We start from the raw sequence: 20,683 nt of genomic DNA, 5'->3' as shown, positions 1-20,683 counted from the left end.
GACTCGCGCAGCGGACGGGCATATCCGGCGCGCAAGCTTTCCACAGCGCGTAGCGGCACCCCCTCGTGCACAAGAACGCGCTGAACTTCATCAGCGCGACGTCCAACTGATCGAAAATTGTGCAGCACACACTTTTTCGCAGGGGCAGCATTTTGCTGCAGTTGCACGATTCATTTTTATGTATGAAATGAAAGGCGAACGGGTCCGGCAACGGTGTCGGCCCAACTGATAGCCCGAAAGGGCCCGCAGCAACGGCGCTGCATCTTTTCCCCAACCCGGCCGGTTCCCGGCCCTGGCGAAGATGGAGTGCCACATGTCCAAACAGCGACTCGTCATCATTGGTAACGGTATGGCCCCCGGCCGTATGCTCGAGCATCTCTTCGAGGTGAGCGACGCCTTCGAGGTGACGATTTTCAACGCAGAGCCCCGCGTGAACTACGACCGCATCATGCTGTCGCCGGTCCTGTCGGGTGAGAAAACCTACACCGACATCATCATTCACGGCGAAGGCTGGTACGAAGAGCGCGGCATCACCCTGCACAAGGGCGAGAAGATCGTGCAGATCGACCGCGACGAGCGCAAGGTCGTCTCGGACAAGGGAACGGTCGCGCAATATGACCGCCTGGTGATCGCCACCGGCTCGTCGCCCTTCATCATCCCGGTGCCCGGCTCCGACCTGCCCGGCGTTCTGGCCTATCGCGATCTCGACGATACCGAGGGCATGATTGCCGCCTCGGCAAAAGGCGGGCGTGCCGTTGTCATCGGCGGCGGCCTTCTGGGCCTTGAAGCTGCCGCTGGCCTGAAGCTGCGCGGCATGGAGGTGACTGTCATCCACCTGATGCCGACGCTGATGGAGCGCCAGCTGGACACCGCCGCAGGCTACCTGCTCCAACGCGAGCTTGAAGGCCGCGGCATCGAGGTTCTCTGCCAGGCCAACACCAAGCGCATCATCGGCACCGACCGGGTCGAGGGCGTGGAGCTGGCCGATGGCCGCATCATCGACGCCTCGCTGGTCGTGATGGCCGTGGGCATTCGCCCGAACGTCAAGCTGGCGCAAGAGGCGGGGCTGGCCGTCAACCGCGGCATCGTGACCGATGCGACCATGCGCACCTCGGACCACTCGATTTACTCGGTGGGCGAATGCGTCGAAGTGGGCGGGATGGTCTATGGTCTCGTCGCGCCCCTCTACCGCATGGCCAAGGTTGCCGCCGAGCATCTGGCCGGCCCGTCGAAGGCCGAGTTCGTCCATGCCGAGACGCCGACCAAGCTCAAGGTCACCGGCGTGAACCTCTACTCGGTGGGCGATTTTGCCGAAGGCCCCGACCGCGAGGATATCGTGCTGCGCGATGCCGCGCGCGGCAGCTACAAGCGCGTAATCCTCAAGGATAACAAGATCATCGGCGCCGTTCTTTATGGCGATGTCGCCGATGGCGGCTGGTATAACGAGATGCTGAAATCCGGCGAGGATGTCGAAGGGATGCGCGAGACGCTGATCTTCGGTCAGGCCTATCAGGGTGGCGCCAGTGCCGACCCGCTGGCCGCCGTCGCCAGCCTGCCCGACGACGCCGAGATCTGCGGCTGCAACGGCATCACCAAGGGTCAGATCATGGCCGCGATCCGTGACAAGGGCCTGACGTCGCTGGCCGAGGTGCGCGCGCATACCAAGGCCTCGGCCTCCTGCGGCACCTGCACCGGCCTTGTCGAGAATGTAATGGGCCTGACGCTTGGCGACACTTTCGTCATCCCGCAGGCTGCTGGCATGTGCCCCTGCACCACGCATGGCCATGGCGAGGTGCGTCGCCTGATCCGCGCCAAGGAGCTGAAATCCATCCCCGCCGTGATGCAGGAGCTGGAGTGGTCCACCCCCGAGGGCTGCGCCAAGTGCCGCCCCGCGCTGAACTACTACCTCGTGTGCGACTGGCCGGGTGAATACACGGATGACCAGCAATCGCGCTTCATCAACGAGCGTGTCCACGCCAACATCCAGAAAGACGGCACCTATTCGGTCGTGCCGCGCATGTTCGGCGGCCTGACCACCGCCGATGAGCTGCGCGCCATCGCCGATGTGGCCGATCGCTACAGCATCCCCACGATCAAGGTCACCGGAGGCCAGCGCATCGACCTTCTGGGCGTGAAGAAGGAAGACCTGATCCCGGTGTGGAAGGATCTCAACGACGCCGGGATGATCTCGGGCGCGGCCTATTCCAAGGGTCTGCGCACCGTCAAGACCTGCGTGGGCAAGGATTTCTGCCGCTTCGGCACGCAGGACTCGATGGGCCTGGGCGTCAAGCTTGAGAAGTTCCTTTGGGGCTCGTGGTCGCCCGCCAAGCTGAAGCTTGCAGTCACCGGCTGCCCGCGCAACTGCGCCGAGGCGACCTGCAAGGACATCGGCGTGATCTGCGTCGATAGCGGCTACGAGATCGTCTACGGCGGCGCGGCGGGCCTGCATATCCAGGGCACCACCAAGCTTGGCAACGTCAAGACCGAGGACGAGGTGATCGAGGTGATCGGCGCCATGACCCAGATGTATCGCGAGCAGGGCTTCTACCTGGAGCGCATCTACAAATGGGCCGAGCGCGTGGGATACGACCACATCAAGGACGTGATCCTGAACGACCTCGAGGCGCGCAAGACCTATTACGACCGCTTCGTCTATTCGCAGCAATTCGCACAGGTCGACCCCTGGGCCGAGCGCGTCGCGGGCGCCGAAGCGCATGAATTCAGCAACATGGCAGAAATCAAACTGGAGGCCGCGGAATGAACGCCCCCCTCAGAAACTGGGTCGAGATCGGCTCGATCAACGACATTCCGCGTCAGGGCGCGCGTTGCGTGAAGAACGGCGAGATGACCATCGCGGTTTTCCGCACCTCGGACGACCGGGTGTTCGCACTCGAAGACAAATGCCCGCACAAGAACGGGCCTCTAAGCCAGGGAATCGTGCATGACGGATGCGTCACCTGCCCCCTGCACAACTGGGTGATCTCGCTCGAAACCGGGGCCGCACAGGGCGCCGATGAAGGCCAGACCGCCTCCTTCCCCGTCAAACTCGACGGTCAGACCGTACTGCTAGGTCTCTAACCTCCTCAAAAACAAAGGGACAGAATATGGCTTACGTCCAACCTGCCGAATTTGCCGCCAAGATGATCGAGGCCGGTGAATCCAAAGTTCTCATGTCCACCAAGGACACGCTGATCCGCGCCTACATGGCGGGCGCGATCCTGGCGCTGGCTGCGGCCTTCGCCGTCACCATCACCGTCAACACCGGCAACCCGCTGGTGGGTGCGCTGCTCTTCCCGGTGGGTTTCTGCATGCTCTACCTGATGGGCTTCGACCTGCTGACGGGTGTTTTCACCCTTGCACCGCTGGCGGTGATCGCCAAGCGTCCGGGCATCACCTGGGGCGGCGTTATGCGCAACTGGGGCCTCGTCTTCGTGGGCAACTTCGCCGGGGCACTGACTACCGCCGTGTTCATGGCAATCGTCTTCACCATGGGGTTCACGACCGAACCAAATGCTGTCGGCCAGAAGATCGGCGTCATCGGTGAATCGCGCACCGTTGGCTATGCTGCTGCCGGCATGGGCGGGATGTTGACCGTCTTCATCCGCGCCGTGATGTGCAACTGGATGGTCTCGACCGGCGTTGTCGCCGCGATGATGTCCACCTCGGTGTCGGGCAAGGTCATCGCGATGTGGATGCCGATCCTGGTGTTCTTCTACATGGGCTTCGAGCATTCGATCGTGAACATGTTCCTGTTCCCCTCGGGCATTATGCTCGGCGGCAACTTCACCTGGTTCGAATACTTTGCCTACAACGAGATCCCCGTCGTGATCGGCAACCTCGTGGGCGGCCTGACCTTCGTGGGCGGCATGATCTACTCGACCCACTACAAGACCTCGCCTAAGCGCAAGGTCGGCGCTGTCGGCCAGCCGGCGGAGTGATTGAAACCGGGGCCCCGCCGCAAGGCGGGGCCTTCTGGCTTGAAGGTCGGGTGACGTGCCTAGAGATACGCAATCTTCCGAAACGCTGAAAGTTTCCATCGGGCAGGCCTCGAGCGCCGGCCGCAAGGATGTGAACCAGGACTTCCACGGCGCCCTCGTTCCTGACGGGCGCGTTTTGCATCTCAAGGGGATCGCCGTCGCGCTGGCCGATGGCATCTCGACCTCGCAGGTCAGCCAGATCGCCGCCGAAACGGCCGTGAAGTCGCTGCTGAGCGATTACTACTGCACCCCGGACGCCTGGACGGTGAAAACCTCGGCTTCGCGGGTGATCGCGGCGACCAATAGCTGGCTGAGTGCGCAGGGCAGCTATGCCGGGGCCGAGGATGCGGACCGGGGCTATGTCTGCACGCTTGCCGCGCTGATCCTCAAGGCGCGCAGCGCGCATCTGTTTCATGTCGGCGACAGCCGGATCTGGCGCATTTCCGGCGCGTCCATCGAGCCGCTGACCGTTGACCACCGCGCGACCCTGGGGACTGGCACCGTTCTGGCCCGCGCCATGGGCGCGACACCCGAGGTCGAGATCGACTACCGGACCGAGCCGCTCTCGGCAGGCGATGTCTTCCTGCTGACCACCGATGGCGTGCACGAATACTGGCAGCCGCGCCGCGTGACCGAGATCATCGCCGACGCCTCCGATCTTGACGCGGCCGCACGCCAAATCGTTGACGCCGCGCTGGAGGCTGGCAGCGACGACAACCTGACCGTCCAGATCGTGCGCATCGACGTCCTGCCCGAGGGCGAGGACAGCTTTGCCACCGAGGCGCGCCGCCTGCCGATCCCGCCCCTGCCCCGCGTGGGCGGCACACTCGACGGGTTCGAGATCCTGCGCGAGGTGCACGGCAATCACCGCTCTTACATCTACCTCGCGCGGGCGTCTGACGGGCGCAAGGTCGCGCTCAAGATCCCGTCCTCGGACCTGAAGGACGATGACGAGGCGCTGCGCCGCTTCCTGATGGAGGAATGGATCGCGCGCCGGATCGACAGCCCGCATGTGATGGGCGCGCCGGATCTCTCCGAGGCCCGCAGCGGCCTCTACATCGTCACGGACTTCATCGAGGGCCAGACCCTGCGCCAGTGGATGCAGGACAACCCCAACCCAGGCTTCGAACAGGTGCGCGACATCGTCGAGCAGATCGCCAAGGGCCTGCGCGCGTTTCACCGCCGCGAGATGCTGCATCAGGATCTGCGCCCCGAAAACGTGATGATCGACGCGGCGGGCGTGGTGCGGCTGATCGACCTTGGCTCGGCCTATGTCGCAGGCGTGCAGGAGGCCGCGCCCGAGCGCGAGGAGGACGGCATCCTTGGCACCTGCCAATACACCGCGCCGGAATATTTCTCGAACGAGTCTGTCAGCTGGCGCTCGGATCTCTTCTCGCTCGGGGTGATCGCCTATGAGATGCTGACGGGCTACCTGCCCTATGGCGCGCAGGTCTCGCGCATCCGCACGCCGCGCGACCGTATGCGCCTGAGCTATCGCCGCGCGCAGGATGACGCGCACCCGATGCCCGAGTGGCTGGACGAGGCACTCGCGCGCGCGGTCCACCCCGACCCGGCCAAGCGCCACGATGCGCTGTCGGAATTCACCGCGAACCTGCGCGCGCCCTCGGTGTCCTATATCGCCAAGCACCAGCGCCCGCTGCTTGAGCGCAACCCCGAACGCTTCTGGAAGGCGACCTCGGCGCTGCTGGCGGTGCTGTGCATCGTGCTGGCGGGCATCGCCTTCAGCTGACCTATAACCACCAACAGGAAGGAAGACGACCATGATGACCAAAGACGATGTCGCCCTGATGATCCTTGAGGCCAAGCGCACCACCGGCCTGACCTGGGAAGAGATCGCCGACAAGATCGGCATGTCGCCGGTGTTCACCCATTCGGCCTGCGTCGGCATGAACGCCTTCCCGCCCGCCAAGGCCGACGAGCTGGTCAAGCTGCTCGCCCTGCCGCAGGAGGCCGCGCTGGTCCTGTCCGAAAGCCCAACCAAGAACTTCGCCCAGACCGTGCCGACCGACCCCTGCATCTATCGCTTCTACGAGATCGTCGGGGTCTATGGCCCGACGCTCAAGGCGCTGATCCAAGAGAAGTTCGGCGACGGCATCATGTCTGCTATCGACTTCGACATGACAGTCACCCGCGTCCCCAACCCCAAGGGCGACCGCGTGAAGGTCGAGATGAGCGGCAAATACCTTCAGTATAGTGCCTGGTAAGGTCGCTTAGCCCGCCAGCAGCGAGCACACCCGGCGCACGCAAAGCGCGTAGCCCTCGACACCGAAGCCCGCCATCACCCCGTCCGCGCGCAGCGAGACATAGGAGTGGTGGCGGAAGCTTTCGCGCTTGTGCACGTTCGAGATGTGGCACTCGAAGACTGGCCCTTCGAAGGCATTCAGCGCATCGAGAATGGCCACCGAGGTATGGGTATAGGCGCCAGGGTTGATCACGATGGCACAGGCCTCTTCGCGCGCGCGGTGGATCAGCTCTACCAAACCGCCTTCGTAATTCGACTGGAACAGCTGAACCTCGAAGCCCTTCTCGGCCGCGACGGCGGCGCAGTTGCGCTCGACATCCTCCAGCGTGTCATGGCCATAGATCTCGGGCTGCCGCTTGCCGAGCAGGTTCAGGTTCGGTCCGTTCAGAATGAAAATCGGCTTGCGGCTCATGGGGTTCTCTCCGGTCGTGCTGCGCCTGCCCTTGTTAGCCCAGCATTCGCGCTGTGGCGAGTGTTTCCACCCCCAGAGCAAAAAGCGCGCCAGGCGGCGCGCTTTGCTTCAGAAGCCCTGAGACGGGAAAGGCTGGCTCAGTGCGTCCAGTTCGCGCGGCGGTCCGAGGCGAAGTTTTCACCATAGCCACGAACGCGGACGTTGGCGGCGCGCTTGTGCGGCTCGGTCACGGTGTATTCCAGCCCCTGCTCCTTGGCATAGGCCTCGGCGGCCTCGCGGCTTTCGAACTTGAGGCGCACCTGCGACTGCGTATCGTCCGAGCTGGTCCAACCCATCAGCGGGTCGATATCGCGCGCCGTCGCCGGAGCGAAGTCCAGATACCAGATCTTGGTCTTGGCTTGGCCAGACTGCATGGCGTTGCGGGCCGGCTGATAGATACGCGCGCGCATGGCTTACCTCCTCGGATGCTTGGCCTTTCTTAGCCAAACCGGCCAAAAGCGCAAGCCCTTTGGGCGGTTTGGCGCCCTCAATCGCACCCGATTGCCGCGCTGCAGCCACCGCAGACCTTGCAAGAGAACAAAAATAGATCAAATTAGGCAGGCCCCGGAGGTTTTGCCATGCCGCACAACAATTCCAACATGCCGATGCACCGCCCCGACGTGCTGACCCGCCCCAAGCTTGAGGGCGCCAAGCGCTTTGTAATGAAGACCGAATTCGCCCCGGCGGGCGACCAGCCCACCGCGATTGCGGAACTGGCGGGTGGTGTTCTGGGGGGCGAGCATGACCAGGTTCTGCTTGGCGCCACGGGCACGGGCAAGACCTTCACCATGGCCAAGGTGATCGAGGAAACGCAGCGCCCCGCCATCATCCTGGCACCGAACAAGACGCTGGCCGCGCAATTATACGGGGAATTCAAGGGCTTCTTCCCAGACAACGCGGTCGAATACTTCGTTTCCTACTACGACTATTACCAGCCCGAGGCCTATGTCCCGCGCTCGGACACCTATATCGAGAAGGAATCGCAGATCAACGAGCAGATCGACCGGATGCGCCACTCGGCCACCCGCGCGCTTCTGGAGCGGGACGATGTGATCATCGTGGCCTCGGTCAGTTGCATCTACGGTATCGGCTCCGTCGAGACCTACTCGGCGATGACGCAGGACCTGACGGTGGGCGACCTGATCGACCAGCGCAAGTTTCTGTCCGATCTGGTCGCGCAGCAATACAAGCGCCTCGACGCCGCCTTCCAGCGCGGCTCGTTCCGGGTCAAGGGCGATACCGTTGACCTGTGGCCCGCCCACCTCGAAGACCGCGCCTGGCGCTTCAGCTTCTTCGGGGAAGAGCTTGAATCTATTATTGAGTTCGACCCGCTGACCGGGCAGAAAACCGATAACTTCAAGCAGATCCGCATCTACGCCAACAGCCACTACGTGACGCCGCGCCCGACACTTCAGCAGGCGATCAAACATATCAAAGTTGAACTGGCACAGCGCCTCAAGCAATTCAACGACGAGGGCAAGCTGCTGGAAGCGCAGCGGCTGGAGCAACGCACAAACTTCGACCTGGAAATGCTTGAAGCGACGGGCGTTTGCAACGGGATCGAGAATTACTCGCGCTACCTGACCGGCCGCGCGCCCGGTGAGCCGCCGCCGACCCTGTTCGAGTTCATCCCTGACAACGCCATCGTTTTCGCCGACGAATCGCACGTCACCGTGCCGCAGATCGGCGGCATGTATCGCGGCGACTACCGGCGCAAGTTCACGCTGGCCGAGCATGGCTTCCGCCTGCCCTCCTGCATGGACAACCGCCCATTGAAGTTCGAGGAATGGGATGCGATGCGCCCGCAATCGGTCTTTGTGTCCGCCACCCCGGCCGCGTGGGAGATGGAGCAGGCAGGCGGCGTCTTCGCCGAACAGGTGATCCGCCCCACCGGCCTTCTCGATCCGGTGGTCGAGATCCGCCCGGTCGAGACCCAGGTCGATGATGTCCTTGATGAAATCCGCATAGTGGCGGCACGCGGGATGCGCACGCTGGTCACCACGCTGACCAAACGCATGGCCGAGGATCTTACAGAATACCTACATGAACAGGGCGTCCGCGTGCGCTACATGCACTCGGATATTGACACAATCGAACGTATCGAGATTCTGCGCGACCTGCGCCTTGGCGCCTTCGACGTGCTCGTGGGCATCAACCTGCTGCGCGAGGGGCTCGATATTCCCGAATGCGGATTGGTCGCGATTCTCGATGCCGACAAGGAAGGTTTCCTGCGCTCGGAAACTTCGCTGATCCAGACCATCGGCCGCGCCGCGCGAAATGCCGAAGGGCGGGTGATCATGTATGCCGACCGGATCACCGGCAGCATGCAGCGCGCGATGGACGAGACAGACCGCCGCCGCGCCAAGCAGATCGCCTATAACGAGGAGCACGGCATCACGCCCCAAACCGTGCGCAAGAACGTCGAGGACGTGCTCGCGGGACTCTGGCAGGGCGACACCGACATGTCGCGCGTCACCGCCACCATCGAAAAGCCCATGCTCGGCGCCAACCTTGCCGCCCATATCGACGGCCTGCGTGAGACCATGCGCAAAGCCGCCGAGAACCTCGAATTCGAGGAAGCCGCCCGCCTGCGCGATGAGATCAAGCGCCTCGAAGCCGTCGATCTGGCCGTGCATGACGACCCCATGGCCCGCAAATCCGCCGTCGAAGAGGCTGCCGAGGCCGCGATCAAGGTCAAGGGCCGCTCGACCGCAGGCCGTCCCGGGCAACGCGGAGGGGTGAAGAGAAGGAAGGGGCGCTAGCCGCCATCTGTGCGACCGGCTCTACCAATTCCAGCCGACCATCCCGGAAGCTGCCGCGAATGAAGCGCCCATATTCGCCGACCATGGGGTATTGGCCGGCCCAGTCTCGATAGCGATCATTCGTGACAACGACCGCAGAGAGCTTGGTAGCCGCATCAAGGATCAGCGGATCGGCGGGCGTTCCTTTCGGCGCAACGTAAACCTGCCTCACCGGCACTCCGAGCGCCACGGAGAACTGATACTCCCCAATATAGCGTCCCTCGACCAGGTAACCGGCATTCGCATCGAACCAGATCACCGGAGAGCAACCCCGCGCCTGAAGTTCCTGCACGACCTGCCGCACCGCGCTCAGATCGGGCGCTTCATTGCGCCAATAGAGAATGTTGGAACCATCGAGAACGGCGTAACGAGGCTGCGGCCGGCTTCTCGACCGCAGCAACAGGTAAACGACACCTAGGATCAGGACCAGCAGACCGACTGCAAGACTATCTGCTGATACCATTTACCACTCCACTCAGTTCTTCGTGTCAGTCACCGTCAGCCCAAGCATCCGCCAGACCTGCATACCGCCGCGATAGTAATAGATTTTCCCGGCAGGGAAACCGGCCTCGATCATGCGGCGGGCGGCGGTGGGGGATTGGCCGCACCAGGGGCCGTTGCAATAGAGCGCGGCGGATTTCACGCCCTCGACCGAGCAGTCGAACCCGTCGAAATCAGGCTCGCAGCCCAGTTCCCCCAAGCGGTCGCCAGCTTCGGTATAGGGCACGTTGATCGCGCCGGGGATGGCGCCGCCTTCGAAATCGGGGCGCACGCGGCCGTCGATCACCACGACGTTCGGATCTTGCAGGAATTGCAGCATTTCCAATTCGCCGATCGGGGTCACACCAGGCGCCGGGATCATCGGCTGAAGGCAGAAATTCGGACAGGGCCGCGAGGTGCGCGCCCATTCGCCGCTCAGCTCATTGGCGTTGTCCTGAATGCGCGAGATCTCTACCGGGCCAGACTCGGTCTCGACGGTCACGCTCATCATGTCGGGGGTAATGCCCACTGGGGCATTCTCGGCCAAAGCCGGGGCCGCAAAGGCCAGAACAGAAACAAGACCCAAAGCAATGCGCATTACATCCTCCCTGATTGTAATGGGCGGAGCGTAACATGCAGATTATTGAATATCTATAGTGATCGTTCAGTCCGTCAGCTCGGCCAGCAGGGCCAGAACTTCGGCATGCGCCGGGCCCTTGCGCGCGGCCTCAAGGGCGCCAAGCCCCTGCCCGAGCGTCTCAGCATAGACCACGCGATGCGCTAGGACCGCGTCGAGCAGATCGGCCTCAAGCTGTTCTGCGGATTCGCGGACCTCGGCATCCAGCCGGGTGCCGCGCTTGACGCGGTTCAGGACAACCTTGGGTCGCTTGTTCTCGCGCCGCGCAAGGTCGAGCACGCCTTCGGTGGCCCACAGGTCCACGTGGCTGGCGGCCACCGGAACGAGGATAACGTCGGCCTCGCGCAGCGCGGGGCGCAGGTCGCTGTCCACCTTGGGCGGCGTGTCGATGATCACCACGTCCACGCTGCGTTTAAGCTTTTCAACCTCGTAGCTGACGCCCCAGGCCGAGGAAGTCGAGAATTCCAGCCCCGGCTCGCCCAGCACGTCGCGGCGCGCCATGAACCAGCGCCCGAGCGAGCCCTGCGGATCGGTGTCGAGCAACGCCACACTCAGGCCCCGCTGCAGGAAGCCGACCGCCAGGTTCACCGCCAGCGTCGTCTTGCCCGCGCCGCCCTTTTGCTGCGCAACCGTAATAACCAGTCCAGACATCCCCACCTCCTATGCCGCAGCGCAGCATAGAGTGAGTCGTCAAGGAATGCACGTTCTTTGGCGTCAATAGGCGCCGAAGACCTCATACATCACGGGTTCGAAGCTGCGGCACAGCGTGGCGATGTGCCGGTTGCGCGTGATCATCTCGGGCGAGCGCAGCATGGCCTGATAATCGCCGCGCTTTTCCCACTTGGAATAGGTCGCGATGCGGGTATGTGCGTCGTTCATGTGAACCCCGGCGCCGATGAAGCCCGGCTGGTGGCGGATGCAATGCTCATAGGCATCTGTCAGCGCCTCCATCAGCTCGATCGCGGTGGCGGGCGTCATCTCGAACGTGCAAATGACGGTCTGTCCGGTGAAATCCTTGGTGATCTCGGTCATGGCGGGTCCTCCTGCCCTCATGCTTGCACAGGGGGGCGGAAAAATCACCCGTTTTCAAGGGCCTCAGAGCGCGGCACGAGCGCGCGTCACCACCGCAAAGACCACTGGTTCGTCAGAGCGCGCCCGGCGCGAATGGCGCCCGCTCTTCCGGCGCCCCTACTGGCGCCCAAAATTTCAGCATTCATGACAGGGAAGTAACGGAAATGTTGCAAGCCACGAGTTTTCAAGCAAGTCTTGCCCGGTCGGTCAAACTTTGACGACCAATGAGCGCCCGCGTCGCAAGACTGTCACAGAAGGCGCCTAGCTGCTAGTCGGCGCCCATTCCGGGCCCGAGAGATCCGATTGACGGGGAGAGATCCGAAATGACGACGAAACCGATGCACTGGCTGGTAGGGGCCGCAGCACTTCTGGCATCGACCGCGCTGGTCCATGCCGAGGACATGGCCGCGCTCGAAGCCGCCGCCAAGGCGGAAGGCATGCTGACCACGATCGCGCTGCCGCACAGCTGGTGCGGCTACGGCGACGTGATCGCCGGCTTCAAGGCCAAGTATCCCGAAATCAGCGTGAACGAACTGAACCCGGATGCGGGTTCGGCTGACGAGCTTGAGGCGATCCGCGCCAACAAGGGCAACACCGGCCCGCAGGCGCCCGACGTGATCGACGTGGGCCTGGCTTTCGGCCCGCAATCGAAGGAAGAAGGGCTGATCCAGCCCTACAAGGTCTCGACCTGGGACGAGATCCCGGACAGCGCGAAAGACCCGGATGGCTACTGGTATGCCGACTACTACGGCGTGATGTCGTTCATGGTGAACAAGGACCTCGTGGACAACACGCCTACCGACTGGGCCGACCTGCTCAAGCCGGAATATGCGGGTCAGGTGGCGCTTGCGGGTGACCCGCGCGCCTCGAACCAGGCGATTCTCGCGGTGCTGGCGGCCGGCATGGCCAATGGCGGCGCGGCTGGCAAGGAAGCGGGCGAGAAGGGTCTTGAGTACTTCAAGTCCATGAACGAGGCGGGCAACTTCGTCCCGGTCATCGGCAAGGCCGGCACGCTCGCGCAGGGCGCGACTCCGATCGTGGTGATGTGGGACTATAACGCGCTGGCCGCGCGCGACACGCTGGCGGGCAACCCGCCGGTCGAGGTCGTCGTGCCGAAAACCGGCGTTCTCGCCGGCGTCTATGTCCAGGCGATCTCGGCCCACGCGCCCCATCCGAACGCAGCCAAGCTGTGGATGGAGTACCTCTATTCGGACGAAGGCCAGAACCTCTGGCTCAAGGGCTACTGCCACCCGGCGCGCTTCAATGCGATGGCCGCTGCTGGCAAGATCCCGCAAGAGCTGATGGACGCCCTGCCCCCGGCCGAATCCTATGAGGCCGCCTACTTCCCGACCATCGAGGAACAGGGCGCCAACAAAGAGGCCGTTGTCGGTGGCTGGGATGCCGTCGTCGGCGCCAACGTCCAGTAAACGCGATCTTTCGTGATACAATGCCGCCTCCGGTTTTTAACCGGGGGCGGCTCCTGCGCCCCTTGGGGCCAAGACCAAGCGGAGAAAGCGTGAGCGAGACGCAATTGCCCCCACCGCGCCGGCGGATCAATCTGAACTGGCTGGGCCTTGTGCCCTTTGCGTTGTTCGTTGGATTGTTCCTGATCGCGCCGACGATGAAGATCGTGATCGGCGCCTTTCAGCGCGCCGACGGCTCCTTTACGTTCGAGAATATCGCGGGCCTCTTCACCCCTTCGATCATCGCCAGCTACTGGATCTCGATCAAGATCTCGGTCGCCTCCTCGGCGATCGGCTGCCTTGTCGGCTTCCTGATGGCGTCCGCGATGGTGCTGGGCGGGCTGCCCAACACGATCCGCTCGCCGCTGATGACGTTCTCGGGCGTCGCTTCGAACTTCGCGGGCGTTCCGCTGGCCTTTGCCTTCCTCGCCACGCTCGGGCCGCTTGGCCTTGTGACGATGTTCCTCAAGACGCAGTTCGGCATCAATCTGCGCGCCATGGGGTTCAACATCCTCAGCTTCTGGGGTCTGACGATTACCTATCTGTTCTTCCAGATCCCGCTGATGATCCTGATCATCACCCCCGCGCTTGACGGGCTGAAGCGCGAGTGGCGCGAGGCCGCCTCGTGCCTTGGCGCGACGGGTACGCAATACTGGCGCATGGTCGCGCTGCCGATCCTGTTCCCGACGATCCTGGGCACCTTCGCGCTTCTGTTCGCCAACGCTTTCGGCGCCGTCGCCACCGCCATCGCACTGACGGGTTCCAGCCTGAACATCGTGCCGATCATGCTGTTCGCGCAGATCCGCGGCGACGTTCTGGGCAACCCGCATCTGGGCTATGCCATGGCCTTCGGCATGATCCTCGTGACCGGCATCGCCAACGTGATCTACATCTGGCTGCGGATGCGCTCCGAGAGGTGGCTGAAATGAAGAAAGCCGCCGCCTGGGCCATCCTTTTCCTCGGGGTCACCTATTTCGTCCTGCCGCTGATCGGCATGGTCGAGTTCTCGCTGTCGATGCGCCGGGGAGTCTACTCCTTCGACGCCTACGCCAAGGTGCTGGCCGATCCGCAATTCCGCCAGACCTTCTCCTATTCGGTGTTCATGGCGCTGCTGACCATCGTCTTTGGCATGTTCCTTGTCGTTCCCACGGCCTTCTGGGTGCGCCTCAAGATGCCGCGCATGCGCCCGGTGGTCGAATTCGTGACCCTGCTGCCGCTGGTAATCCCGGCGATCGTCGTGGTCTTCGGCTATATCCGGCTGTTCAACACCTCCAGCTGGCTGCCGATGACGGGCTCTACGTTTGGCACCAACATGCTCTTGATGTTCGGCTACGCCACGCTCTCGCTGCCCTACATGTATCGCGCCGTGGACACCGGCCTGCGCACCATCGACGTGGCAACCCTGACCGAGGCCGCCCAGTCCCTTGGCGCGGGCTGGTTCACGGTGCTCGCGCGCGTCATCCTGCCCAATGTGCTGGTCGCGGTGCTCTCGGGCGCGTTTGTCACCTTCGCCATCGTCATGGGCGAATTCACCATGGCCGCGCTCCTGAACCGCCCCGCCTTCGGCCCCTATCTTCAGCTGATGGGCGCCAACAAGGCCTATGAGCCCTTCGCGCTGGCGACCATCGCCTTCGTGATCACTTGGGCCTGCATGGGCCTGATCCAACTTGTCACCCGCTTCTCGAAACATACCAAGGCTGCCCGATGAGCTTTCTGACTATCTCCCATCTGGAAAAGAGCTTCGGCCCGAACCGCGTGGTGAAAGACTTCAACCTCTCGGTCGAACAGGGCGAGTTCATTTCGCTCCTCGGCCCATCCGGCTGCGGCAAGACCACGGTCCTGCGCATGGTCGCAGGGTTTGAGACCCCCTCGGCCGGCCAGATCACCATCGACGGCGCGGACGTGGTGCGCCTGCGCCCGAACCAGCGCAATATCGGCATGGTGTTCCAGGCCTATGCGCTCTTCCCCAACCTGACGGTCGCGCAGAACGTGGGCTTCGGCCTCAAGGTCAAGGGCGCGCCTGCCCGCGAGATCGCCTCGCGGGTCGAGGAAATGCTCGCCCTCATCGGCCTGCCCGAGCTTGGCAACCGCTACCCGTTCCAGCTTTCGGGCGGACAGCAACAGCGCGTGGCGCTTGCCCGCGCCCTCGCGCCCAAACCACAAGTCCTTCTGCTCGACGAGCCGCTCTCGGCGCTCGACGCCAAGGTCCGCGTCAGCCTGCGCAACGAGATTCGCACGATCCAGCGTGAGCTTGGTATCACCACGATCTTCGTCACCCATGACCAAGAAGAGGCGCTCTCAATGTCCGACCGCGTGGTCGTGATGCACCAGGGCATCGCCGATCAGGTCGGCACCCCGTTCGAGATCTACAACCGCCCCGCCACTCGATTTGTTGCGGGCTTCGTCGGCACGCTGAACACGCTCGAGGCCAAAGTCCTCGACGCCAGCACCGGACGCGTCGATGTCGCCGGAACCGAGATCCTCCTGCACCGGGCACTGACCGGAAAAACCGCAACCCTCGGCCTGCGCCCCGAAATGGTCGCCTTGGGCCAGGGCGCGCATGACACCGGGCTGCAAGGCACGATCACCGATGTCGATTTCCTCGGCTCGGTGATCCGCCTGCGCGCCGATGTCGGTGGCCAAAGCATCGCCTTCGACACATTCAACACCACCCACACGACGCCCCCGCGCCTCGGCGAAAAGGTCGTCCTCGGCCTCAACGCTTCCGACCTGCTGGTGATCGGAGACTGACCCGCCGTTTCTTCTTGGCGAAAATACCTCGGGGGTGAGAGCCGCAAGGCCCGAGGGGGCAGCGCCCCCTACCCCTTGCGCCCCCGGAAAAAGCGTGCCCGCGCATAAAGCTCCTCAAGCCGCTTCATCCGCGCGGCGGTCTGCTCCCAGGTCAGCGACTGCACCGCCGCCATCAGGGTCTCGACCAGAACCTGGATCGCCACCGTCGAGTCCCAAGCCGAGGGCACCTCAACCTGCGCCGAAAGCCGATAGCGTGCATGGGTCGCGGCGGGGCTAACCCAAGGGTCGGTGATCAGCACCACCTCGGCCCCCTGCTCGGCTGCCATTTCGACCAATTGCAGCACGTTGTTTTCATAGCGGCGAATATCGAAGGCCAAAAGCACATCGCCGCGACGCATCTCGATCAGCGCAGGCGGCCAAGCGTTCGAGACCGGCGCAAGCAATTCCACCTCTGGCCGGATCACCTTCATATGGGTCACGAAATACTCGGCCATCGCCATGGTAATCCGTCCGCCCGTGGCAAAGACCTTGCGATTGGGGTCCGCCAGAAGCCGCGCGATCGCGTCGAACTCGGCATGGTCGATCTGCTTCAGCGTCGCTTGCAGATTGCTCAGCACCGCATCGGCAAAACGGTTGAGGATATGCGCCTCGGGCGCCGCCTCGGCCCAGCGGTCATGCTTGGCCAGCGGGCTTTCCAGCCGCGCCTCCAGCTCCTCCTTCACGGCAGCCTGCAAGCCGGGATAGCCGCCGAATCCCATTTTCTGCGCCAGCCGCACCACGGTCGGTGAACTCACCTCGGCCGCCTTGGCCAGTTGGGTAACCGACCCAAGCAGCGCCACCGGATAATGGCGCAAGATATGGCTGGCCAATTGCTTTTCGGCGCGGGTCATCGCCTCGATCCCGCCGCGCAACTGCTCTTCGATGGTCTGCGTCACTGCTGCCAAATTGGGCAATCCCCCTGTGATGGGCCGACTCGGCTTTAGAACAGATTGTAACAGAAATTAGATTTTTGAAATGATATTGACAGAACCCGCCCATGCGAGAGAGCCTGACCGAAAGATAAAAAGAGAATCGACAGGGAAATGACCGATCAGATCACGGATATCGCCGTATCTATCGAAGGGCCGGATTCCTCCGGCCGCTTCGTGGTGGTGTGCGAACATGCGTCCAACGCCTTCCCGGCGCCTTGGGGCGACCTTGGGCTGAGCGCCGCGCAGCGCGAGGCCCATATCGCCTGGGATCCGGGTGCGCTCGGGCTGGCGCGGGGGCTGGCGGCGCGGTTGAACGCGGTTTTGGTGCATGCCAACAGCTCGCGCCTGATCTATGATCTCAACCGCCCCCCGCATTCCGCAGGCGCCATGCCCGCGCGCTCGGAAATTCACGACATTCCCGGGAACCGCAACATCGCCCCGTCGGAGCGCCTGACGCGGACCGAGGCGCTCTATGTGCCCTTCCACGCCGCGCTGCGCGCCCAGATCGCGCGCAAGCTGGCCCTGGGCCACGCGCCGGTGATGATCACCGTGCATAGCTTCACCCCCGTCTTCAACGGCAAGGCCCGCGCCGTCGAACTGGGCGTGATTCATGACGCCGACCCCGCGCTGGCCTTGGCCTTCCACGCCGAGGCCTGTGCCGCGACCCAGATGGATGCCCGCCTGAATGAGCCCTATTCGGCGGCGGATGAGGTGACCCACACGCTCGCCCTGCAAGCAACCCCCATGGGCATTCCGAATGTCATGATCGAGTTGCGCAACGACCTGATCGCCACCCCTGCCCAGCAAGACGCCATGGCCGAGCGCCTCGCCCCGCTGCTGCTGGCGGCGGTCGCCAAGATCGAGGAGACGCGCTGATGCCCGGCTGGTGCCACGCCTATGTCCGCTTCGTCGAGGGCCTGAACCGCCGCATCGGGCGTTTCGCCATGTATCTGCTCTATGTGATGATGGCGATCATGCTGTGGTCCTCGGTGACGAAGATCATGCATGTGCCCGCGCTCTGGACGCTCGAGATGGCACAGTTCACGCTGGTCGCCTATTACATGCTCGGCGCGCCCTACTCGTTCCAGCTTGATACCAACGTGCGCATGGACCTGATCTACGCGCGCTTCACCACCAAGGGGCAGGCGCTGTGGGACGTGTTCACCGTCTTCGTGCTGATGTTCTACCTTGGCGTCATGCTTTGGGGGGCGTTCGACTCCACCGTCTACTCCTTCTCGGTGAACGAGCGAAACCCGACGGCCTGGCGCCCGCCGCTCTGGCCGATCAAATCCATCATCACAATCAGCTTCGCGCTGATGCTGCTGCAAGCCGGGGTCCATCTGATCCGCGACATAGCGACCGTCCGCGGGGAGAAAATCTGATGGATCACAACACGATCGCCCTTCTGATGTTCTCGACCATGCTGCTGATGATGCTGACCGGGCAGCGGGTCTTTGGTGCCATCGGCTTTGTCGCCGTGGCCGCCGCGCTGATGCTCTGGGGGCCGGGCGGCACGGACATGGGCTTTGCCGCCGTCATGAAGCTGATGAAGTGGACGCCGCTGCTGACGCTGCCGATGTTCGTCTTCATGGGCTATGTCATGTCGGAAAGCCGGTTGGCCGATGACCTCTACCGGATGTTCCACGTCTGGTTCGGCCCGGTGCCGGGCGGGCTTGCCATCGGGACGATCCTTCTGATGGTGATGATCTCGGTGATGAACGGTCTGTCGGTCGCTGGCATGGCCATCGGCGCCACCATCGCACTGCCCGAGCTGATGCGGCGCGGCTATGACAAGCTAATGGTGTCGGGCGTGATCCAGGCGGGGTCGAGCCTTGGCATCCTGATCCCGCCCTCGGTCGTGCTGGTGCTGTTTTCGCTGATCGCGCGCCAGCCGGTGTCGAACCTGTGGCTGGCGGGTGTGATCCCGGGCCTGCTGATGGCGGTGCTGTTCATCCTCTACATCCTGATCCGCACCAAGCTGAACCCGGCCCTCGCCCCGCCGATGCCTGCCGAAGAGCTTGCCTCGGTCACCCGCGCCGAGAAGTTCCGCCTGCTGCGCGCCGGCCTGTTGCCGGTGTTCATCTTCGTGGCGATGATGATCCCCTTCCTCAACGGTTGGGCCAGCCTGACCGAGGCCTCGGTCATCGGTGCGCTGGCCGCCGTTCTGGCCGCCATCGCCAAGCGCCGCTTCACCTGGACGGTATTCGAGACCGCGACGCGCCAGACGCTGGCGATCACCGTGATGTTCATGCTGATCATCACTGCCGCCCTGTCTTTCGGCGCAGTCTTCGACGGGCTTGGCGCGGGCCGCGCGATCAACGACTTCTTCCTCAACAGCCTCGGGCTTGAACCCTGGCAGATCCTGGTGCTGATGCAGGTCAGCTTTCTGGTGATGGGGATGTTCCTCGACGACACCGCCATGCTGGTCATCGTGGCGCCCGTCTATGTCAGCCTTGCCAAGACCCTGGGCTTCGATCTGGTCTGGTACGGCGTGCTTTACACGATCACCTGTCAGATTGCCTATCTCACGCCGCCCTTCGGGTATAACCTGTTCCTGATGAAGGCGATGGCGCCGCCCGAGTTCACGCTGCCCGTCATCTACCGCTCGGTCGCGCCCTTCGTGCTCGTGATGCTGCTGACACTGATCCTCGTGATGATCTTCCCTGAACTTGCGCTTTGGCTACCGCGCGAGGTTCTGGGCCGCTGATGATAACGAACGACCCCGAAACGGGGCGCTGAACCAACAAGGAGAGAGAAATGACGACGACAAGACGTAAGTTCCTCACGACCGGTGCGGTGGGTGCTGCCGCGGCGGGCCTCGCGGCTCCAGCACGCGCGCAAAGCACGATCAAGTGGCGCCTTCAGACCTATGCCGGTCCGGCGCTGGCCGAAGAGGTGGTGAAACCCGCCATCGACGCGTTCAACGCCATCGCCAACGGCCAGATGGAGATCGAGCTTTACACCTCGGACCAGCTGGTGCCCACGTCGGAGCTGTTCCGCGCCATGCAGAACGGCACGATCGACGCCGTGCAGTCGGATGACGACAGCATGGCCTCGCCGACCGAGGTGACCGTGTTCGGCGGCTACTTCCCCTTCGCGCTGCGCTACTCGCTTGACGTGCCCGCGCTGTTCAATACCTGGGGCCTCGACGAGATCTGGAAGGAAGAATACGCCAAGGTGGGCATCAAGCACATCTCGGCCGGGTCGTGGGATCCGTGCAACTTCAACATGAAAGAGCCGATCAACTCGCTCGCGGACCTGAACGGCAAGCGCGTCTTCACCTTCCCGACGGCGGGCCGGTTCCTCGCGCAGTTCGGCGTCGTGCCGGTCACCCTGCCCTGGGAAGATGTCGAGGTCGCGCTGCAAACCGGCGAGCTTGACGGCCTGGCCTGGTCGGGCATCACCGAGGATTACACCTCGGGCTGGTCGAAGGTTGCGCCCTATTTCCTCGTGAACAACATCTCGGGCGCGTGGATCGGGCATTTCTTCGCCAACATGGATCGCTGGAACGAGATTCCGCCGCATCTGCAACAGCTGATGACGACCTGCTTCGAGCAGTCGCACTACCGCCGCCAGTGGTGGTACTGGGCCGGCGAGGCCAAGCTGCGCGTCGAAGGGCCGGACATGAAGCTGACCAGCCTGCCCGACGAGGACTATGCCAAGCTCGAAGAAGCCGCGCACAAGTTCTGGGACGAGATCGCCGCCGAAAGCCCGCTCAAGGCGAAGGTTGTCGAAATTATCCGCAAGTATAACGATACCATGGTCAAGGCTGGCGCACCCTATCGCTACAGCTGATCCGGTCGGGGCCACGCGCCCCG

The 20,683-nt window shown here is 63.4% G+C and carries 21 protein-coding genes; 14 read left to right on the top strand and 7 right to left on the bottom strand.

Annotation, left to right across the window (positions count from 1 at the left end):
* Window positions 1-313: 313 nt before the first annotated feature.
* Genes nirB through cynS form a run of 5 tightly spaced genes read left to right on the top strand, consistent with a single transcriptional unit; the run spans window position 314 to window position 6,202 of the window.
* Window positions 314-2,761 (top strand): nitrite reductase large subunit NirB, encoded by a 2,448-nt coding sequence (nirB, locus tag LZA78_RS12315; RefSeq protein ID WP_233677240.1) that lies wholly within the window; start codon window positions 314-316, stop codon window positions 2,759-2,761.
* Entirely contained in the window at window positions 2,758-3,078 is a 321-nt protein-coding gene (gene nirD / locus LZA78_RS12310; RefSeq protein WP_233677239.1) for a nitrite reductase small subunit NirD, read from the top strand. The genes nirB and nirD overlap by 4 nt, the downstream gene beginning before the upstream one ends.
* 26 nt (window positions 3,079-3,104) lie before the next feature.
* On the top strand, window positions 3,105-3,938 hold the full coding sequence (locus tag LZA78_RS12305; protein ID WP_233677238.1) for a formate/nitrite transporter family protein: 834 nt from the start codon (window positions 3,105-3,107) through the stop codon (window positions 3,936-3,938).
* A 55-nt stretch (window positions 3,939-3,993) separates the two neighbouring features.
* Window positions 3,994-5,727 (top strand): bifunctional protein-serine/threonine kinase/phosphatase, encoded by a 1,734-nt coding sequence (locus LZA78_RS12300; RefSeq protein ID WP_233677237.1) that lies wholly within the window; start codon window positions 3,994-3,996, stop codon window positions 5,725-5,727.
* A gap of 31 nt (window positions 5,728-5,758) precedes the next feature.
* Window positions 5,759-6,202: a cyanase gene (gene cynS, locus LZA78_RS12295; RefSeq protein WP_233677236.1), complete on the top strand. Its 444-nt coding sequence runs from the start codon at window positions 5,759-5,761 to the stop codon at window positions 6,200-6,202.
* A 6-nt stretch (window positions 6,203-6,208) separates the two neighbouring features.
* Here cynS and aroQ read toward each other — a convergent pair whose 3' ends face one another.
* Both aroQ and LZA78_RS12285 read right to left on the bottom strand, forming a co-directional pair.
* Window positions 6,209-6,652 carry a type II 3-dehydroquinate dehydratase gene (gene aroQ, locus LZA78_RS12290; protein WP_233677235.1) on the bottom strand — a complete coding sequence of 148 codons (444 nt, stop codon included), beginning with the start codon at window positions 6,650-6,652 and terminating at the stop codon, window positions 6,209-6,211.
* Between the two features lie 137 nt (window positions 6,653-6,789).
* Entirely contained in the window at window positions 6,790-7,101 is a 312-nt protein-coding gene (locus LZA78_RS12285; protein ID WP_233677234.1) for an ETC complex I subunit, read from the bottom strand.
* Window positions 7,102-7,269: 168 nt separating this feature from the next.
* Here LZA78_RS12285 and uvrB point away from each other — a divergent pair, with 168 nt between their 5' ends.
* The gene (uvrB, locus tag LZA78_RS12280; protein WP_233677233.1) at window positions 7,270-9,453 is read left to right on the top strand and encodes an excinuclease ABC subunit UvrB; all 2,184 of its coding nucleotides are present in this window, start codon (window positions 7,270-7,272) and stop codon (window positions 9,451-9,453) included.
* On the opposite strand, the gene LZA78_RS12275 is transcribed toward uvrB, so the two are convergent.
* The 4 genes from LZA78_RS12275 to LZA78_RS12260 all read right to left on the bottom strand — a co-directional run bounded on the left by LZA78_RS12275 (window position 9,386) and on the right by LZA78_RS12260 (window position 11,641).
* Window positions 9,386-9,955 carry an NYN domain-containing protein gene (locus LZA78_RS12275; protein WP_233677232.1) on the bottom strand — a complete coding sequence of 190 codons (570 nt, stop codon included), beginning with the start codon at window positions 9,953-9,955 and terminating at the stop codon, window positions 9,386-9,388. The genes uvrB and LZA78_RS12275 overlap by 68 nt on opposite strands.
* A gap of 12 nt (window positions 9,956-9,967) precedes the next feature.
* Complete coding sequence (locus LZA78_RS12270; RefSeq protein ID WP_233677231.1) at window positions 9,968-10,570, bottom strand: rhodanese-like domain-containing protein; 603 nt, start codon at window positions 10,568-10,570, stop codon at window positions 9,968-9,970.
* Between the two features lie 66 nt (window positions 10,571-10,636).
* Window positions 10,637-11,260 (bottom strand): ParA family partition ATPase, encoded by a 624-nt coding sequence (gene parA / locus LZA78_RS12265; protein ID WP_233677230.1) that lies wholly within the window; start codon window positions 11,258-11,260, stop codon window positions 10,637-10,639.
* Window positions 11,261-11,323: 63 nt separating this feature from the next.
* The gene (locus LZA78_RS12260; protein WP_233677229.1) at window positions 11,324-11,641 is read right to left on the bottom strand and encodes an antibiotic biosynthesis monooxygenase; all 318 of its coding nucleotides are present in this window, start codon (window positions 11,639-11,641) and stop codon (window positions 11,324-11,326) included.
* Between the two features lie 362 nt (window positions 11,642-12,003).
* On the opposite strand from LZA78_RS12260, the gene LZA78_RS12255 reads away from it, so the two are divergent.
* The 4 genes from LZA78_RS12255 (at window position 12,004) to LZA78_RS12240 (ending at window position 15,894) form a co-directional block, all read left to right on the top strand.
* Entirely contained in the window at window positions 12,004-13,107 is a 1,104-nt protein-coding gene (locus LZA78_RS12255; RefSeq protein ID WP_233677228.1) for an ABC transporter substrate-binding protein, read from the top strand.
* An 89-nt stretch (window positions 13,108-13,196) separates the two neighbouring features.
* Entirely contained in the window at window positions 13,197-14,072 is an 876-nt protein-coding gene (locus tag LZA78_RS12250) for an ABC transporter permease (protein WP_233677227.1), read from the top strand.
* Window positions 14,069-14,851, top strand: coding sequence for an ABC transporter permease (locus tag LZA78_RS12245; protein WP_233677226.1), 783 nt, complete (start codon window positions 14,069-14,071; stop codon window positions 14,849-14,851). The genes LZA78_RS12250 and LZA78_RS12245 overlap by 4 nt, the downstream gene beginning before the upstream one ends.
* Complete coding sequence (locus LZA78_RS12240; RefSeq protein WP_233677225.1) at window positions 14,848-15,894, top strand: ABC transporter ATP-binding protein; 1,047 nt, start codon at window positions 14,848-14,850, stop codon at window positions 15,892-15,894. The genes LZA78_RS12245 and LZA78_RS12240 overlap by 4 nt, the downstream gene beginning before the upstream one ends.
* A 68-nt stretch (window positions 15,895-15,962) precedes the next feature.
* Here LZA78_RS12240 and LZA78_RS12235 read toward each other — a convergent pair whose 3' ends face one another.
* On the bottom strand, window positions 15,963-16,838 hold the full coding sequence (locus tag LZA78_RS12235) for a MurR/RpiR family transcriptional regulator (protein WP_255697433.1): 876 nt from the start codon (window positions 16,836-16,838) through the stop codon (window positions 15,963-15,965).
* A gap of 138 nt (window positions 16,839-16,976) precedes the next feature.
* Between LZA78_RS12235 and LZA78_RS12230 the strand changes: the two genes are divergently transcribed.
* Genes LZA78_RS12230 through LZA78_RS12215 form a run of 4 tightly spaced genes read left to right on the top strand, consistent with a single transcriptional unit; the run spans window position 16,977 to window position 20,660 of the window.
* Window positions 16,977-17,741 (top strand): N-formylglutamate amidohydrolase, encoded by a 765-nt coding sequence (locus LZA78_RS12230; protein ID WP_233677224.1) that lies wholly within the window; start codon window positions 16,977-16,979, stop codon window positions 17,739-17,741.
* The gene (locus LZA78_RS12225; protein WP_233677223.1) at window positions 17,741-18,247 is read left to right on the top strand and encodes a TRAP transporter small permease subunit; all 507 of its coding nucleotides are present in this window, start codon (window positions 17,741-17,743) and stop codon (window positions 18,245-18,247) included. The genes LZA78_RS12230 and LZA78_RS12225 overlap by 1 nt, the downstream gene beginning before the upstream one ends.
* Entirely contained in the window at window positions 18,247-19,572 is a 1,326-nt protein-coding gene (locus tag LZA78_RS12220; RefSeq protein WP_233677222.1) for a TRAP transporter large permease, read from the top strand. The genes LZA78_RS12225 and LZA78_RS12220 overlap by 1 nt, the downstream gene beginning before the upstream one ends.
* 50 nt (window positions 19,573-19,622) lie before the next feature.
* Window positions 19,623-20,660: a TRAP transporter substrate-binding protein gene (locus tag LZA78_RS12215; protein ID WP_233677221.1), complete on the top strand. Its 1,038-nt coding sequence runs from the start codon at window positions 19,623-19,625 to the stop codon at window positions 20,658-20,660.
* Window positions 20,661-20,683: the final 23 nt, after the last annotated feature.

It is taken from the genome of Rhodobacter flavimaris, from assembly GCF_021378075.1.
GTDB classification, from domain to species: Bacteria; Pseudomonadota; Alphaproteobacteria; order Rhodobacterales; family Rhodobacteraceae; genus Rhodobacter; species Rhodobacter flavimaris.
Note: the sequence above shows the minus strand (reverse complement) of the source record. Positions and strands in the feature narration are given on the sequence as shown.